The following is a 14,500-nucleotide window of genomic DNA, read 5'->3' as shown; positions in this document are numbered from 1 at the left end:
TAATGAAAATGTCTATTCTAACATTCGCTGTGTATGTATGACACTAAATTGATCATTTAGGGTTGTTGTAAAAAATACAAATGAGTCTCTAGCATCCCTAATTTTAAATTTCTTTTTGATCTCTTCTGTTTTGAGCGGGAAATTTTTGGCAATGATTCCTGATTGTAAGGATTTCTTATTTTTCTTAAAATCAGTAAAGGATTCTATCTGTGTTACCAGGAATGTTTTACCGGGAAAATTTTCAATCTTTTGATCGGAAGTGTAGAGATGTGTGTTTTTATGTAATTTTTTAACATTAAAAACTTGGCCAACAGTTTTAAAGGCACCCGCTTTGGAAAGAGCAACATCTGGTTCATATAAGTAGGATAGTGGTTCACTATATTCATTAACGATAGCGCGCTCACTTTCATAGGTAAAGGAGATAACCTGTTGCTGTCCTTGAAATAATCTGACAGCATGAACGGTTGCATTACCTTCATAATTTTTTTCTTGTACGAAAATAAGCTCCTTGCAATCATTTTGGGCCGATACGACATAAACATCTTTCACATGTCGCAGCTGTTGTATTGCAGAAGATATATCCAATAGTGGCGCAAGTTTGCTGATAATGGTATTGCTGTGCTGAAAAAAATTATCCTGTAATTGAACTAAATTAGGTTCACATTCATCCAATAAAAAGACCTTTTTGTTTTGCACTCTTCTGGAAGGATCTAAATAGATGTAATCAAATTGTTTAGCTGGATCGTTGAGTACGTAGTCTACGCCGTTAACTGAAATGATCTCAAGGTTGTCCGCTTGTAAAACAGTGGCATTATGTTTTGTAATCGTCGCTAATTCAGGGTTTAGCTCACAGGATGTAACCTTTGCTGCCTGTTTTGAGAAGTAAAAGCTATCTACGCCAAAACCGCCGGTGGCATCAACTAAATGTGTTCCTTTTTTGATCAGTGAACTTTTGAATATTCCTGTTGCCTCAGAAGAACATTGTTCCAAGTTGAGTTTGGCGGGAAAATATATTCCCGGTGTTTTTGCCCATAAAGGGATTTTTGTACTTGTCCGTTGCTTCCCATCGACTTGTGTCGCAAGTTCGGAAGATGAAATTCCTTCAAAAGGAGATTTTTTTAATGCAATTTTAGTAGGAGACTCCTGTGCGTTTCTAGCTAAAAACTGTTGAATCTCCTCTTGAAGAATTAATGTATTCATTTATATTTTCTTTACGAGAAGCTGACAGGTATAGGTGTCCTTTAGTTCGCTAATGACTTGCTTATCAACTAAAACGCGGTCAATCGTTTCTTGATTGTAATAGCGGATTGTAATAAGCTCGAGTCCGGATTCATATTTGACTTTAAATCGTTGTTCTAGCTCGTTGATTAAGTCTACCAAGTTTTTTCCGGTATCATCTACTGCAACGGTAAAATTGATAGCTGTATTGTGCATCATATTGATTTTGATACGATGCTCATAGAATAGAGTGAAGATGTCTCTTAAATTATCTTCCACAATAAAAGAGAAGTCCCTTGGAGAGATTGAAATGAAAATTTGGTTTACCTTGAATATGAAAGAAGGTACAGGCAAAGTCTGATTCGTACTTTTTATCATAGTTCCTGGAGAATCGGGATCGACAAAAGAACGGACGTTCAATGCGATTTTCTTATTCTGTAATGGTTTAATGGTTTTAGGATGAATGACTGTGGCACCATAATAGGTGAGTTCAATGGCGTCCGTATAGGATAACTCGGGAATCAGTTCGGTTTTCTCAAACCATTTTGGGTCGGCATTCAGGACTCCGGGGACATCTTTCCAGATTGTTACATTTTCGGCATTCAGGCAAGATGCAAAGATCGCGGCCGAATAATCAGAACCTTCGCGCCCTAAGGTTGTCGTGAAATTTTCAGACGTAGAGCCTAAAAAGCCCTGGGTGATTACGATATAATCATCAAGTATTGCAGGCAGTTCGGTACGAATTCTTTCCTCAGTTTTATTCCAGTCTACAACTGCTTCGCGATAGGTATTGTCGGTGAATATATAGTCGCGCGCATCTAGCCACTTTACCTTTTCACCAATAAAAGCAACATATGCCGCCACAATTTTGGTCGAGATAAGTTCTCCCATCGATACGATTTGATCGAAAAGATAGTCATATGAATCTTGAGGTTCTTCTTCCAGGATCCACTCGATCTCCACAAAACAGTTAGAAATCTCATCAAATATAGGGTTTTCAGCCTCCGGGAATAATTCTTGAAGGATATGAAAGTGAAATTCTTTGGCTTCCTCCAACGTCTGAAATTGATTTCCAGTATTGTTAAAATATTCTTTGGTCAATTTTTCAAGAAGGTTTGTTGTCTTTCCCATTGCGGATATAACAACCAACAGGGCTTCGCCCTTGTATTTTGAAATGATCCGCGCCGAATTTCTGACACTTTCCGCATCCTTTACTGATGCACCCCCAAATTTAAAAACCTGCATTTATTTATTAGTTTAGTTGATTGCTAATTGATACTATTGATATAACGTAATCCTTTGTCCGAAATCAAATGTTTGAATGTCGTGTAGGGGATACGTAGTTCTGTATTTCCTTCCGCATAGGATTTGATCTCATATACGTTGTAATAAAATAGGATATCGTCCTTTTCAAACGTAAAATTATCTGCGAGCGAAAATTTACCGTCTTCAAAAAAATACTTTCCGTTGAAAGAGTCATCATCACTTAATCCTTCTTGTTTGCGAAAATATTGCTCAGCGATTTTGACAAATTTATCTTTATTCTCTTTCTGAATGACATCATCAATCGAGATTGGTTTGTTTGACTGTCTATCAAAGTTTGAATAAAGGGTAAAGTGATCTCCATGGGCACCACCGGTGTATTCTTCTTGTTTTGTTCTTAGTCCCAGAAAAACAGCGGTATTGGCGATCACATCGATCTGTAAATCCCGATTCCAGGTTGCAGTGGATTTACCACTATTATCCTCCACATATTCGTTATAAGAATTGATAAAGCGATTGGCAGCATTTTGCATACTCGTGTCGCCTTCGAGATGAACAATATTTGCGATAAGCTTATTGATCTTATCTTCTTGAAATACTGGGTATTTTGCGCGAAAATATGTTGTATCCAATCGATTGTCATCCTTTAGAAAATAATTACTATGCTCATCTATAATTTTTCTATTATAGACGAGTGTATCTGCATTTCGACCGGCAATAGGTGGTGTATTTTGGCCATTGCAGGCATTCAACAACATGCCGATAACTAGAATTTTTAAGGAAAAATAAAACCGCATTGAATTGATTATCTCTGTTATTTAATAAGTAATTGATACATTGATCCATCCCGCATCAAAGTCCGCTTTATATTTTTCATAAAACTTAATGGCCGGTTCATTCCAGTCTAATACCTGCCATACCATGCCATGATAACCGCATTGTCTGCCATAGGCCAGAGTCTTGTCAAAAAGTAGTTTTCCAATTCCTAATCCGCGCATATTTTCTGTGACGATTAGATCTTCCAAATAGAGTCTTCGACCTTTCCAGGTTGAATATCTTGTATAATATAATGAAATTCCGACAATTTCACCCTTCAGCTCAGCGACAAATGCACCCCAAACGGGACTTTTTCCAAATCCCGCATCTTCAAATTCCGAAAGGGAGACTGTTACCTCATGGGGTGCTTTTTCGAAGATTGCCAGCTCATTAATCAATTCGAGCATTCGTGGGCAGTCAGATTTAATTGCCTCTCTTATAATCGGTTTAGTCATTGTTTTTAAAGTGTTTAATTACTCTTTTTCCAAAGATTGTACTTCCTATACGTACCATCGTCGAACCTTCTTCGATAGCCAATTTATAGTCGGAGGACATGCCCATAGAAAGAATGCTGAAATGCTCGTCTTTTCTGTAGAAACTTGCTTTGATCCCATTAAACAACATTTTAAGTTCATAGAATTCAGCTTTTACTACTTTTTGGCTATCCGTATTGGAGGCAATCCCCATCAAACCGCATACACGGACATTTTTCAACTCAAGAAATTCATCATCTCGGAGAAGTTCGATTAACTCGGCATGATCAAAACCGAACTTTGTCTCTTCTTCGGCGATATAAACTTGTAAAAGGCAATCTATTGTTCGTTTTGATTTTTGGGCGTGTTTGTTAATTTCCTTCAGTAATTTTAATGAATCAACAGATTCAATTAGGCTAATGAATGGAGAGATATATTTCACCTTATTTGTCTGAAGATGACCAATCATATGCCATTGAATATCTTTGGGTAGAAGTTCTGCCTTTTCAACCAACTCTTGAACATGATTTTCACCAAAAATACGTTGTCCTGCCTCATAGGCTTCCATGATGTCTGAATTGGATTTTGTCTTTGAAACGGCGACAAGTTGTACACCAACTGCCTCAGTTTCCAATCTTAACGCTTCTAAATTACTAGCAATGCTCATTTCCGATATAGTTTTGATGATGTAAAAAGTGCCAAATGTCGGTGCTTTTTGTAAATTTGTACAAAACTACGAAATGCTACGATTAATACTCAATCTACTTGCAGTGATTTTTTTATTTGGTTCTTGTGTAGGTTCCGGTGGGAAAGATATTATCTCCCAAAGTAAGTTTGTGGATGTACTCACAGAAATCCAATTGACAGATTCTTACCTCAACATTTTGCCCATCGATAGTGCGCGCAAAGTGATGTTACCTTTGTATCAGGTCACATTCGATAAATATGGTCTAGATTCGGTTTCTTTTAAGAAAAATCTGGACTATTATGGGAAAGATGCTGAAGTCATGTCTGCTATCTATAAGAAAGTGGAGGAAAATCTGACGAAAGAGAATAAGTTTTATGCCGACATTGAACGGAAGAAACAAGATTCCATCCGTACCCGAGATTCGATTGTGAATGTCCGTATTCAGGATAGCACGAATCGTGTTATGCGTGCGCAGCAGGCTTATCAGGAACGGATCGCAGCGCTTATCCATCATGTTCCTAGCAAGGAAAAATTGAGTTACAAAGAAGCGGCATCGTTTTTTAATCGAGGTTTCCAGATGAAGACTGGTATCAGTACGGATAGTTACCTTATGAACCAGCTGTCTGTCGGCAATTCAACTTTACCAATTGATGCGCCTCCGCCTACAACGGGTAAGTCTTCCCAGCTGACAAAACCTGGTATGTCAAGTAGGGATACTATGGTGACACCAAAGCAGGCGCTACCTCAGCAATTACCAACAACTGAACTGGAAAGAAGACCAGTTCTCAGTCCGCCGCAGCAAATAAAACCGCCGGCGAAACTTTAATCATTAAAGAATATGATTTCTATGGTATATCCAATAAATGCAATAGATAAGCTCGGTTTTTCCGAGATAAAAGATAGAATAAAACAAAAATGCTTAAGTGAGTCGGGACGTGAGTTGGTTGATAAAATTCAACCGCAGACCCGTTTTGACCAAATTGATAGATTTTTAAGACAGACGAATGAGTTTAAAGATCTCTTGGTGAATGATGGCGCATTTCCCGTTGAAAATTTTTTCCCATTGAGATCAATCATTGAGAAAGCTCGTGTGGAAGGTGCGTTTTTACTTGAAGAGGAATTCTTTCGGGTACTATTATCTCTTAAGACAGTTTACGCCATTATTCGTTATTTCAATGAGCGCGAAGGACTTTATCCCAATCTTGAGGTACTCTTTGAACATTTGCCGATCGAGAAAGGAATTATTCGCGATATTGAAATGGTGATTGACGAGCGTGGAAAGCTTAAAAATAACGCATCACGTTTGCTATTGGAAATAACACAACAGATTCAAAAGACGGAGCAGGAGGCACTCAAACGTATCAATAGTATCTTTAAAAGTGCACAAGATAGTGGTTGGACTGCCGATGGTAACCTTACCGTACGGGATGGAAGGCTTTGTATTCCTATTTTAGCAGAAAATAAGAGAAAGCTTAAAGGTTTGATTCATGACGAATCCGCTACAGGTCAAACTGCTTATATAGAGCCGGAAGAAGTATTTCAGTTAAATAATAAGATTAGGGATTTAGAGTTTGAACGTCGTCGTGAGGTTATTCGTATTTTAGTGGAATTAACGGATAAGGTTCGTCCACATATTCCTTTGCTACTTTCGTATCATGGACTATTGACCAAAGTGGATTTTGTACGAGCAAAAGCACTTTTTGCCTTGGATATTGAGGCAGAAATGCCTGAATTATCGAAAGAAGCCGAGATTAATTTGGTCAATGGCCGACATCCACTTTTGTTGTTAAATCAACATCATACGGTTGTTCCTCTAAATATACAAATTGATAGTACCCAACGTATTATTGTTGTTTCGGGGCCGAATGCAGGTGGTAAATCTGTCTGCATGAAAACAGTAGGGCTATTGCAGATTATGGTGCAGTCGGGATTATTAATACCGGCCGAACCAACAACAAAAGTAGGTGTTTTTAAACAGGTATTTGCGGATATTGGTGATGATCAATCGATAGAAAGTGATTTGAGTACCTATAGCGCACACCTGTCTAAGATGAAGTATTTTACTGAATTTGCAAACGGACGCACGCTGGTTTTGATTGATGAGTTTGGAACCGGGACGGATCCTTTATTTGGTGGGCCTATCGCTGAGGCAGTATTAGAATCACTTAATAAGAAGCAAATTAGGGGAGTTGTAACGACACACTATTCAAATCTGAAAGTATTTGCCAGCAATTCAACCGGCTTGGAGAATGCCTCCATGCTATTTGACAATCGAGAAATGAAACCGATGTATATTCTTCAGATTGGTAAACCGGGAAGTTCCTATGCATTTGAAATTGCTCAAAAAATAGGGTTAGGCAGGGATATCCTAGAGTCTGCCAAAAGTAAAATTGGTGTGCAGCAAAAGAAGGTAGATACGCTTTTAATCGATCTTGAGAGAGAGAAAAAAGAAGTATTTGACACAAAGGTTGCCATTAATAAGCGGGAGAAAGAACTGGAGTCGATTAAATCGGAATATCTGGAATTACAAATGTATTTGGAAGAGAATAAACGAGGAATTCTGAAGAAGGCTAAAGAGGAAGCGCAGCAGATTATTAAGAATTCAAATAAGCTCATTGAGAATACTGTTGCCCAGATTAAATCGGCTAAAGCAGATAAAGAGAAGACCCGGGAGTTGCGTAACAATCTAGATCAGGCTCTTCAGGCTGTTTTACCTAAAGAACAGCAGGTTATAAAGCAAGTTACTAAAGAGAAGACCCCAGAATCTAGTGAATTAGCGATTGGAGATTGGGTGCAGATTTTAGACAATGGTGCTGAGGCACAGGTAGTAGAAATTGCAAAAAACAACCTTATTCTGGCTATGGGTGAATTACGTACTGTACAAAAACGAAAAAACGTAATTAAGTTGGAGGGGCGTGAAGGGAAAAAAAACGCAAAAAGTTTATCGAAGTCCATTTCTGCAGGTTCTGTGGCAGATTTTAAACCCGAACTTGATTTGAGAGGTATGCGTACCGAGGATGCACTCAATGAACTGGAGCGGGTTCTGGATCGGGCAGTAATGATCGGTTATCCGTCGTTAAAGATTGTTCACGGAAAAGGTGATGGTATTTTACGCAAGTTTGTACGCGATTATCTGCGTAAATATAGTCATGTAAGTCGATTTGAAGACGAGCATCAGGATCGTGGTGGTGATGGTATAACTTATGCTTATCTATAGACAAAATTAAATGGGGTTCGAATGAAAACTATCGCGGGCTCCATTCTTTAACCTTTCGGTAAAATTTATCATGGAGATTATTCTTGATTTCTTGAGTAGTGAGCCTTTATTAAATGCTATTACTTCAATTCTATGTGGTAGTTTAATTGGTTTTGAACGGGAGTACAGAAACAAATCTGCTGGATTCCGAACGGTGGTTTTGATCTGTTTTGGTTCAGCTATGTTTACTATTGTTTCGTGCCTGTTTGTTGGCAACAGTACAGACCGTGTTGCTGCAAATATTGTTACCGGGATCGGTTTTATTGGCGCCGGTGTCATCTTTAAAGGAAAGCTATCGGTCAGTGGCCTTACAACGGCAGCGGTAATTTGGGCAACAGCTGGAATTGGAATGTTTGCCGGATTAGGACAGTTGATGTACGCTATTTCCTTTGCTGTATTTATGGTTGTTATCCTTGCTTTGTTTCAGCGAATTGAAATTCTTCTGGCACGTTACTATCTGGTCCGTTCCCTTCATGTTAAATTTAGTTCTAATGAGTTTTACCATTTACATGAGTTCGAACAGCTCGCAACGGAGTTTAAAATTAAAGCCACAAGGCGAGTAATTGAAAAGATTAGCGGTAAATTGGAGGTTATGTATGATATTTCAGGTAAAATGAATGATTTAGACCGGTTCAATCAGCAATTGGCAGGATCAATTGTTATAGATGAGTTCTATTATAATAAATAAAACTCATCTTTATACTGTTCGAAATTTGAGATTAGGTAGTTTCTTTGCCGCCAAAAGTTATCAGGACCATACCAGAAATAATAACAAACATGCCGAGAACTTGCTGCCAGGTCAACGGGCTTTTAAAATATAGCGACATGGCCAATTGCACGGTTAAAAATGTACCACCCGAGCATAATGCTATTACAATAGGCTGAGACACATTTTTAAACAGTTGCACAAGAAACCAGCTCGCAGATAAGAGGATAATATTTCCCACAATTAAAGTCACCCATTTATATTTTGGATGAATTCCGCCGAGTTTAAATAGGATGGAGGAGATAATCTGACATGTCCAAAATGCTGCAAAATATATGTAATTCAACATAAGTTTGTTGTTATTCGTATCTACTATAAGCATTGTTAAAAGATTGACGCATCAATGCGAACTGATCAATCACAGTTTTTAGAAATTCCTCGTCAAGCAAATCAAAAACACCATTTACACCACCAATGATATCCATTTCTGCAATTTTATAGGATTGTTCTAAATTACCCTGCTCAAACTTAATAATGAATTTCTGGTTCATTCCAAAAATTGAAATCTTGCAATCAGGATGGGGGAGTTCAGCTATTAGTCTCATGTAAATCTCTTGTTTTTAAATTTGGTATAAAAATATAAAAAAACGCCCAAATGCAATGCATCTGAGCGCTCAGGATTATGATATGATTAGAAAAAGGCTTGTTATACGATACCTTGTGCTTTCATGGCATTAGCGACTTTTATAAAACCACCAATATTGGCGCCTTTTAGATAGTTTACAAATTCACTTTCTTTACCATATTTTAAACAGGTCTCGTGGATACTCTCCATAATTGATTTTAGGCGATTGTCAACTTCCTCAGTACACCATTGTGTGCGGATAGAATTTTGAGACATTTCCAGGCCACTGACAGCAACACCACCGGCATTCGCTGCTTTACCGGGCGCAAAACTGATTTTTGCATCTAGGAAAACTTTGATAGCTTCAGCAGTTGAAGGCATATTGGCACCTTCGGCGACACATATACACCCGTTTGAAATAAGTGTCTTGGCGTCGGACTCATCTAGTTCATTTTGTGTTGCGCAAGGTAATGCAATATCGCATTTGAATTGCCAAGGTTTTTGACCTGGGAAGAACTGAGCATTTGGATATTTGGATGGATATTGATCTAAACTTCTTCCTAATGTAGCACCAAAAGCCATTTTTTCTGCGTTAAATCCATCAGGATCATAAAGTGTTCCCAAACTGTTTGATACGGTAATTACTTTAGCACCAAGCTGCAATGCTTTTTCTACAGCGTAAAAAGCTACATTCCCAGCACCAGAAACTGTCGCTACTTTACCTTGTAATGATTTTCCTTGATGTTTGAAAATACAGTCAACAAAATACAATAAACCATAACCAGTAGCTTCGGGACGAATATATGAACCGCCCCATAATTCACCTTTACCTGTAAGGACTCCTGTAAAATTGTTTTGAAGACGTTTAAATTGACCAAATAAAAAGCCTATTTCACGTCCACCAACTCCGATATCACCAGCAGGTACGTCGGTATCAGCACCAATATGACGGTAAAGTTCAGTCATGAAACTTTGACAAAAACGCATGATTTCATTGTCCGTCTTTCCTTTAGGATCGAAATCAGACCCACCTTTACCGCCACCAATCGGCAATCCTGTCAGACTATTTTTGAATACTTGCTCAAAAGCAAGGAATTTAAGGATGCTTTGGTTAACAGAAGGAGCAAAGCGAAGCCCACCTTTATATGGACCAATTGAACTGTTCATTTGAACACGGTATCCGCGATTTACCTGTACTTGATGGTTGTCATCCAACCAAGTTACGCGGAAAGATATAATACGCTCTGGTTCAGTAAGTCTTTCAAGAATTTTTTGGTCGAAAAATTCAGGATGGTTTTCGGTAATATAAGGAAATAAATCCTCGGTAACTTCTTTTACAGCTTGTAAGAACTCTGGTTCATTTGGATTACGTTTCTCAACGATTGAGATGAACTCGTTAAAATTTTTTGACATGTTTTAATTAGTAAAATTTCCCTTTGGCTGGCACTAATTTATATATTTTTTAATGAAAAACCAATATTTGTTAATTATTTACAAATATTAATCTGTTTTAATGAAATTTCATATTTTATGTTTGTCGTTTAAAATCGACTATTTATTGGTGAAATGTGTGTGTGGTGATGTATTATCTGTATTTTGTTCGATTTCTATTGAAAAAAAGCGAAAATGATTCTGTTTTGATAAAAATCACCAAAATATCACTTATTATTATAAAATATCTAATATCTAATGTCTTTTTCTGATTATTTGTTAAATATTTCAGCTTAGCTTCAAGGTGAAAGCCTATATCCTTTTTATTTATAGTTTTGTTTATAATTTATATTATGTTAAATAGTAATTTCTAACACACTCCTTTTAGATGGAGTTATTGCTTATTCTTGAAAGATCTTGATGATTACGTAGATTTTAGACGAGCAAAAATATAAAAGGAACCCAGACATTGACTGGGTTCCTTGAAAAAATATTTAGGTTGAATATTTACAATTAATCGTTGTCGTGTTAGTCGACTGCCTGAATCATCAATGCGCCGACTGTTAGATTTGTTCTTGGATCAATAACAATGGCTTGGGAATTTTCAGAATTTTCTTCTTGCAAATCAAATACAAGATTCTCAGCGGATTTAATCGCGATTCGGCCAATGTCATTTAGCTTAATAATATCATTATACACTTTTTCTTGTGTATTGATATCAAATTTGTATAGTACATCTACTATCTTTATTTTGGTTAATTTGCTATGGCTTTGTACTAGATATATTTGATCTGTGTCCAATGGTTTGCTGTCGAACCAACATAAATTCGCCTGAATGTTGCGCTCGAACTTTGGTGGATTTTCTATACTTGCGATAGTATCGCCACGACTAATATCAACGTCATCACGAAGGTGAATGATCACCGACTGGCCACTTTCAGCCCGTTGAAGCTGTTGTCCATTCAGTTCGATCGCATCAATCGTGCTATATGTTTCTGCCGGATAAACAATAACTTGGTCACCAACAGTTAACCCCTCTCCTAATACCCGACCTGCATAACCCCTATAGTCGTGTAAATCATCAGTTTGTGGTCTTACAACCCATTGAACGGGGAATCTCCAATTTGCGGCTTCACGTTCATGTATTTCAACGTGTTCCAGATAATCCAACAAGGATTCACCTGTATACCAAAGCATCCGCTCGGATTTATACACAATATTGTCACCTTTCAATGCTGAAACGGGTATGAAATCAACATCCTTAAGTTTAAGGTTGGCTGCCAATGCCAAATAGTCATTTTTGATCTGTTCGTATACTGAAGCACTGTAATCGACCATATCCATTTTATTGACGCAGACTAGTACTTGTTTCATCGCTAACAATTTAGCGATGAAGGAATGGCGTTTTGTCTGCTCAATTACCCCCTTTCTGGCATCAACCAAGATGATGATCAGATCCGAATTGGATGCACCTGTTACCATGTTTCTCGTATATTGTATATGCCCTGGAGCATCAGCTATGATATACTTTCTGCGATCTGTCTGAAAGTATTTATAAGCAACATCGATGGTTATTCCCTGCTCACGTTCGGCTTTAAGTCCATCGGTTAATATGGCCAAGTCTACCGTTCCATCATCATTTTTACGGTTTGCACGTTGTATAGCTTCCAGCTGGTCGTCCAGGATGGAATTTGTGTCATATAGTAATCGGCCGATTAGGGTACTTTTACCATCATCTACAGAGCCGGCAGTTATAAATTTCAATATATTCATTTTTGTCAATATCAGGTGTTTGATTTGAAATGTGATTTAAAAGTATCCCTGTTTTTTGCGCTCTTCCATAGCGGCTTCAGATACCTTGTCGTCCATCCGTGCTCCTCGTTCGCTTACAGTTGATGCTTTGATTTCTGCGATGATATCATCAAGTTCTGTTGCTGTTGAGTCCACTGCTGCAGTACATGTCATGTCGCCAACCGTTCTGAAGCGGACAGATTTACGTTGAATAACATCTTCTGCGTCAATATTCAAAAATGGAGCTGCTGCCATCAATTGACCATTGCGTGTAATCACATCTCGTTCGTGACTAAAATAGATGGACGGTAGTGCGATCCCCTCACGTTTGATATAGTTCCACACATCTAATTCTGTCCAGTTAGAAATTGGAAATACGCGTACATTTTCACCTTTGTTTATCTTACCATTGAAAATACTCCATAGTTCAGGTCGTTGTCTTTTAGGATCCCATTGACCAAACTCGTCCCGGACAGAGAAAATTCGTTCCTTAGCACGCGCTTTCTCCTCATCTCTACGCGCACCTCCGATACAAGCGTCAAAACCATGCTTCGAAATTGTATCCAATAATGTTACTGTTTGCAAGGCATTGCGGCTTGCATTTTTTCCTTTTTGCTCTACCACTTTCCCTTGGTCTATGCTATCCTGAACATAACCTACAATAAGCTTCTCTCCGATTTCTTCTATCAATGAATCCCTGAAAGCAATTGTTTCTGGAAAATTGTGTCCAGTGTCGATATGGACCAATGGAAATGGAAATTTACCTGGTCTGAAAGCCTTTTTCGCTAAGTGAACAAGTGTAATAGAGTCCTTTCCCCCCGAAAATAAGAGTGCAGGTTTTTCAAATTGTCCAGCTACTTCTCTTAATATATATATAGCTTCCGCTTCTAAATGATCTAAATAGTCCATTCTTTAAAATAATAAAATATGATTTAATGAATTTAGGTCTAGCAGTTATTATCCTAAGATTTAACAGCGTGCAAACCGCATTCTTTTTTACTCTGATCTTCCCACCACCATCGACCAGCACGGAAATCTTCACCTTCTTGTATAGCTCGGGTACAGGGTTGGCAGCCAATACTTGGAAAACCTTTGTCATGTAATACATTATAAGGAATATAGTGTTCCTTGCAATATTTTTTTACTTCTTCAAAAGTCCAGTCAAATAGAGGATGTATTTTGATGATTTGATTTAGCTCGTCATACTCGATAAAGTCCATATCATGTCGATTGGTGGACTGGTCGGAGCGGATGCCTGTTACCCAAATTTTCTTTCCTTTGATTGCACGTTGTAGTGGCTCGATTTTTCTTATTCTACAACATTCTTTTCGGTTTTCCACCGATTCATAGAATGAATTGGGGCCTTTTCTGCTGACAAAATCCTCCAACAAAGCTGTATCTGGACTGTAAGTTTTAATCTGCAATTGGTAGCGTTCCAATGTACGACTCCATAACGAGTAGGTTTCTTTAAACAGTCGGCCGGTATCCAGCGTGAAGAGTTGGATATCAATCTGATTTTTACCGATCCATTCCGTGATAATCTGATCCTCAATACCGAACGAGGTAGAGAAGATGACTTCATTGGGAAACAGTGAAGCTATAGTCTGCAAGAGTTCTACTCCTTTTTTATCAGTAATAATTTCTTTAAGTTCCTTAACGTTCATGACGTAATATATTTTTTGTATGCTCGTTCAACTTCTTTACTTTAAATTCGAAATCTCCTTTGAGTCGATCCCTATAGGTACTCAACAATGACAATGTCTCATCTATTTCTTCGGGTAAGAGGTCGTTTAAGAACTCTTTAACCCGTTTAGCCATTGTTGGAGACTTACCATTCGTGGAAATGGCAATTTTAAGATTTCCTTTTTTTACAATGGATCCTAGATAGAAATCGCACAAGTCTGGTTTGTCTGCTGCATTAAACAATATATGCTCTTTGGATGTTAAACTACGCAGTTGATCATTGAGCTCGATATTGTTGGTTGCTGCGATGACGAGTTGTTTGTTTGTAAGGTCATTGGGTGCAAATGGACGGATGTGGAGCTGAATCTGTGGATAATTTTGTAATAGGTCCTCAAAACCTGGAGTGATTTCCCTAGCCACAATGGTCAGGTTTAATGTCTCGTCATTAGAAACCAAAGCCTGAAATTTCTCTAACGCAACTTTCCCGCCCCCAACAAGCAAGATGTGGATCTGATTAAGTTTGACAAATATTGGAAAGAGTTGGTTCATG

Annotated in this window: 15 protein-coding genes; 3 read left to right on the top strand and 12 right to left on the bottom strand. The window is 38.0% G+C overall.

All coding sequences use genetic code 11. The features are described 5' to 3' along the window. Positions 1–12 precede the first annotated feature (12 nt). Genes OK025_RS21745 through OK025_RS21725 form a run of 5 tightly spaced genes read right to left on the bottom strand, consistent with a single transcriptional unit; the run spans position 13 to position 4,437 of the window. Positions 13–1,200, bottom strand: coding sequence for a THUMP-like domain-containing protein (locus tag OK025_RS21745; protein ID WP_317666821.1), 1,188 nt, complete (start codon positions 1,198–1,200; stop codon positions 13–15). Next, positions 1,201–2,463: an aspartate kinase gene (locus OK025_RS21740; protein ID WP_317666820.1), complete on the bottom strand. Its 1,263-nt coding sequence runs from the start codon at positions 2,461–2,463 to the stop codon at positions 1,201–1,203. It lies immediately after the preceding gene. A gap of 23 nt (positions 2,464–2,486) precedes the next feature. Continuing rightward, the gene (locus OK025_RS21735; protein WP_317666819.1) at positions 2,487–3,278 is read right to left on the bottom strand and encodes a DUF3298 and DUF4163 domain-containing protein; all 792 of its coding nucleotides are present in this window, start codon (positions 3,276–3,278) and stop codon (positions 2,487–2,489) included. A 21-nt stretch (positions 3,279–3,299) separates the two neighbouring features. After that, on the bottom strand, positions 3,300–3,752 hold the full coding sequence (locus OK025_RS21730) for a GNAT family N-acetyltransferase (RefSeq protein WP_317666818.1): 453 nt from the start codon (positions 3,750–3,752) through the stop codon (positions 3,300–3,302). Further along, positions 3,745–4,437, bottom strand: coding sequence for a YggS family pyridoxal phosphate-dependent enzyme (locus OK025_RS21725; RefSeq protein WP_317666817.1), 693 nt, complete (start codon positions 4,435–4,437; stop codon positions 3,745–3,747). Before OK025_RS21725 ends, OK025_RS21730 begins: the two co-directional genes overlap by 8 nt. Positions 4,438–4,510: 73 nt before the next feature. Here OK025_RS21725 and OK025_RS21720 point away from each other — a divergent pair, with 73 nt between their 5' ends. From OK025_RS21720 to OK025_RS21710, 3 genes are all read left to right on the top strand, one after another. Then, positions 4,511–5,284, top strand: coding sequence for a DUF4296 domain-containing protein (locus OK025_RS21720; RefSeq protein ID WP_317666816.1), 774 nt, complete (start codon positions 4,511–4,513; stop codon positions 5,282–5,284). Positions 5,285–5,305: 21 nt separating this feature from the next. Continuing rightward, positions 5,306–7,675, top strand: a complete 2,370-nt coding sequence (locus OK025_RS21715; protein WP_317666815.1) for an endonuclease MutS2 — start codon at positions 5,306–5,308, stop codon at positions 7,673–7,675. Between the two features lie 70 nt (positions 7,676–7,745). Beyond that, positions 7,746–8,402, top strand: a complete 657-nt coding sequence (locus OK025_RS21710) for an MgtC/SapB family protein (RefSeq protein ID WP_317666814.1) — start codon at positions 7,746–7,748, stop codon at positions 8,400–8,402. 31 nt (positions 8,403–8,433) lie between these two features. Here OK025_RS21710 and OK025_RS21705 read toward each other — a convergent pair whose 3' ends face one another. The 7 genes from OK025_RS21705 to OK025_RS21675 form a co-directional block, all read right to left on the bottom strand. Further along, the gene (locus OK025_RS21705) at positions 8,434–8,769 is read right to left on the bottom strand and encodes a hypothetical protein (protein ID WP_317666813.1); all 336 of its coding nucleotides are present in this window, start codon (positions 8,767–8,769) and stop codon (positions 8,434–8,436) included. 10 nt (positions 8,770–8,779) lie between these two features. After that, positions 8,780–9,025, bottom strand: coding sequence for a hypothetical protein (locus OK025_RS21700; protein WP_307186420.1), 246 nt, complete (start codon positions 9,023–9,025; stop codon positions 8,780–8,782). Positions 9,026–9,126: 101 nt separating this feature from the next. Further along, positions 9,127–10,458 (bottom strand): NADP-specific glutamate dehydrogenase, encoded by a 1,332-nt coding sequence (gdhA, locus tag OK025_RS21695; protein ID WP_317666812.1) that lies wholly within the window; start codon positions 10,456–10,458, stop codon positions 9,127–9,129. A 546-nt stretch (positions 10,459–11,004) separates the two neighbouring features. After that, entirely contained in the window at positions 11,005–12,249 is a 1,245-nt protein-coding gene (locus OK025_RS21690) for a sulfate adenylyltransferase subunit 1 (protein ID WP_317666811.1), read from the bottom strand. Between the two features lie 36 nt (positions 12,250–12,285). Next, entirely contained in the window at positions 12,286–13,176 is an 891-nt protein-coding gene (cysD, locus tag OK025_RS21685; protein WP_317666810.1) for a sulfate adenylyltransferase subunit CysD, read from the bottom strand. A gap of 53 nt (positions 13,177–13,229) precedes the next feature. Beyond that, positions 13,230–13,931 carry a phosphoadenylyl-sulfate reductase gene (locus OK025_RS21680; protein ID WP_317666809.1) on the bottom strand — a complete coding sequence of 234 codons (702 nt, stop codon included), beginning with the start codon at positions 13,929–13,931 and terminating at the stop codon, positions 13,230–13,232. After that, complete coding sequence (locus OK025_RS21675; protein WP_317666808.1) at positions 13,921–14,499, bottom strand: bifunctional precorrin-2 dehydrogenase/sirohydrochlorin ferrochelatase; 579 nt, start codon at positions 14,497–14,499, stop codon at positions 13,921–13,923. Before OK025_RS21675 ends, OK025_RS21680 begins: the two co-directional genes overlap by 11 nt. Between the last annotated feature and the right edge of the window lies 1 nt (position 14,500).

Origin of the sequence: Sphingobacterium sp. UGAL515B_05 (assembly GCF_033097525.1) — a bacterium.
In the GTDB taxonomy this organism is placed as follows: Bacteria; Bacteroidota; Bacteroidia; order Sphingobacteriales; family Sphingobacteriaceae; genus Sphingobacterium.
This window is presented reverse-complemented; position numbering and strand designations above follow the sequence as displayed.

Bases quoted from the DNA above. Each gene is read 5' to 3' on its own strand.
- OK025_RS21745 (WP_317666821.1), bottom strand. From the start codon at position 1,200: ATGAATACATTAATTCTTCAAGAGGAGATTCAACAGTTTTTAGCTAGA.
- OK025_RS21740 (WP_317666820.1), bottom strand. From the start codon at position 2,463: ATGCAGGTTTTTAAATTTGGGGGTGCATCAGTAAAGGATGCGGAAAGT.
- OK025_RS21735 (WP_317666819.1), bottom strand. From the start codon at position 3,278: ATGCGGTTTTATTTTTCCTTAAAAATTCTAGTTATCGGCATGTTGTTG.
- OK025_RS21730 (WP_317666818.1), bottom strand. From the start codon at position 3,752: ATGACTAAACCGATTATAAGAGAGGCAATTAAATCTGACTGCCCACGA.
- OK025_RS21725 (WP_317666817.1), bottom strand. From the start codon at position 4,437: ATGAGCATTGCTAGTAATTTAGAAGCGTTAAGATTGGAAACTGAGGCA.
- OK025_RS21720 (WP_317666816.1), top strand. From the start codon at position 4,511: ATGCTACGATTAATACTCAATCTACTTGCAGTGATTTTTTTATTTGGT.
- OK025_RS21715 (WP_317666815.1), top strand. From the start codon at position 5,306: ATGGTATATCCAATAAATGCAATAGATAAGCTCGGTTTTTCCGAGATA.
- OK025_RS21710 (WP_317666814.1), top strand. From the start codon at position 7,746: ATGGAGATTATTCTTGATTTCTTGAGTAGTGAGCCTTTATTAAATGCT.
- OK025_RS21705 (WP_317666813.1), bottom strand. From the start codon at position 8,769: ATGTTGAATTACATATATTTTGCAGCATTTTGGACATGTCAGATTATC.
- OK025_RS21700 (WP_307186420.1), bottom strand. From the start codon at position 9,025: ATGAGACTAATAGCTGAACTCCCCCATCCTGATTGCAAGATTTCAATT.
- gdhA (WP_317666812.1), bottom strand. From the start codon at position 10,458: ATGTCAAAAAATTTTAACGAGTTCATCTCAATCGTTGAGAAACGTAAT.
- OK025_RS21690 (WP_317666811.1), bottom strand. From the start codon at position 12,249: ATGAATATATTGAAATTTATAACTGCCGGCTCTGTAGATGATGGTAAA.
- cysD (WP_317666810.1), bottom strand. From the start codon at position 13,176: ATGGACTATTTAGATCATTTAGAAGCGGAAGCTATATATATATTAAGA.
- OK025_RS21680 (WP_317666809.1), bottom strand. From the start codon at position 13,931: ATGAACGTTAAGGAACTTAAAGAAATTATTACTGATAAAAAAGGAGTA.
- OK025_RS21675 (WP_317666808.1), bottom strand. From the start codon at position 14,499: ATGAACCAACTCTTTCCAATATTTGTCAAACTTAATCAGATCCACATC.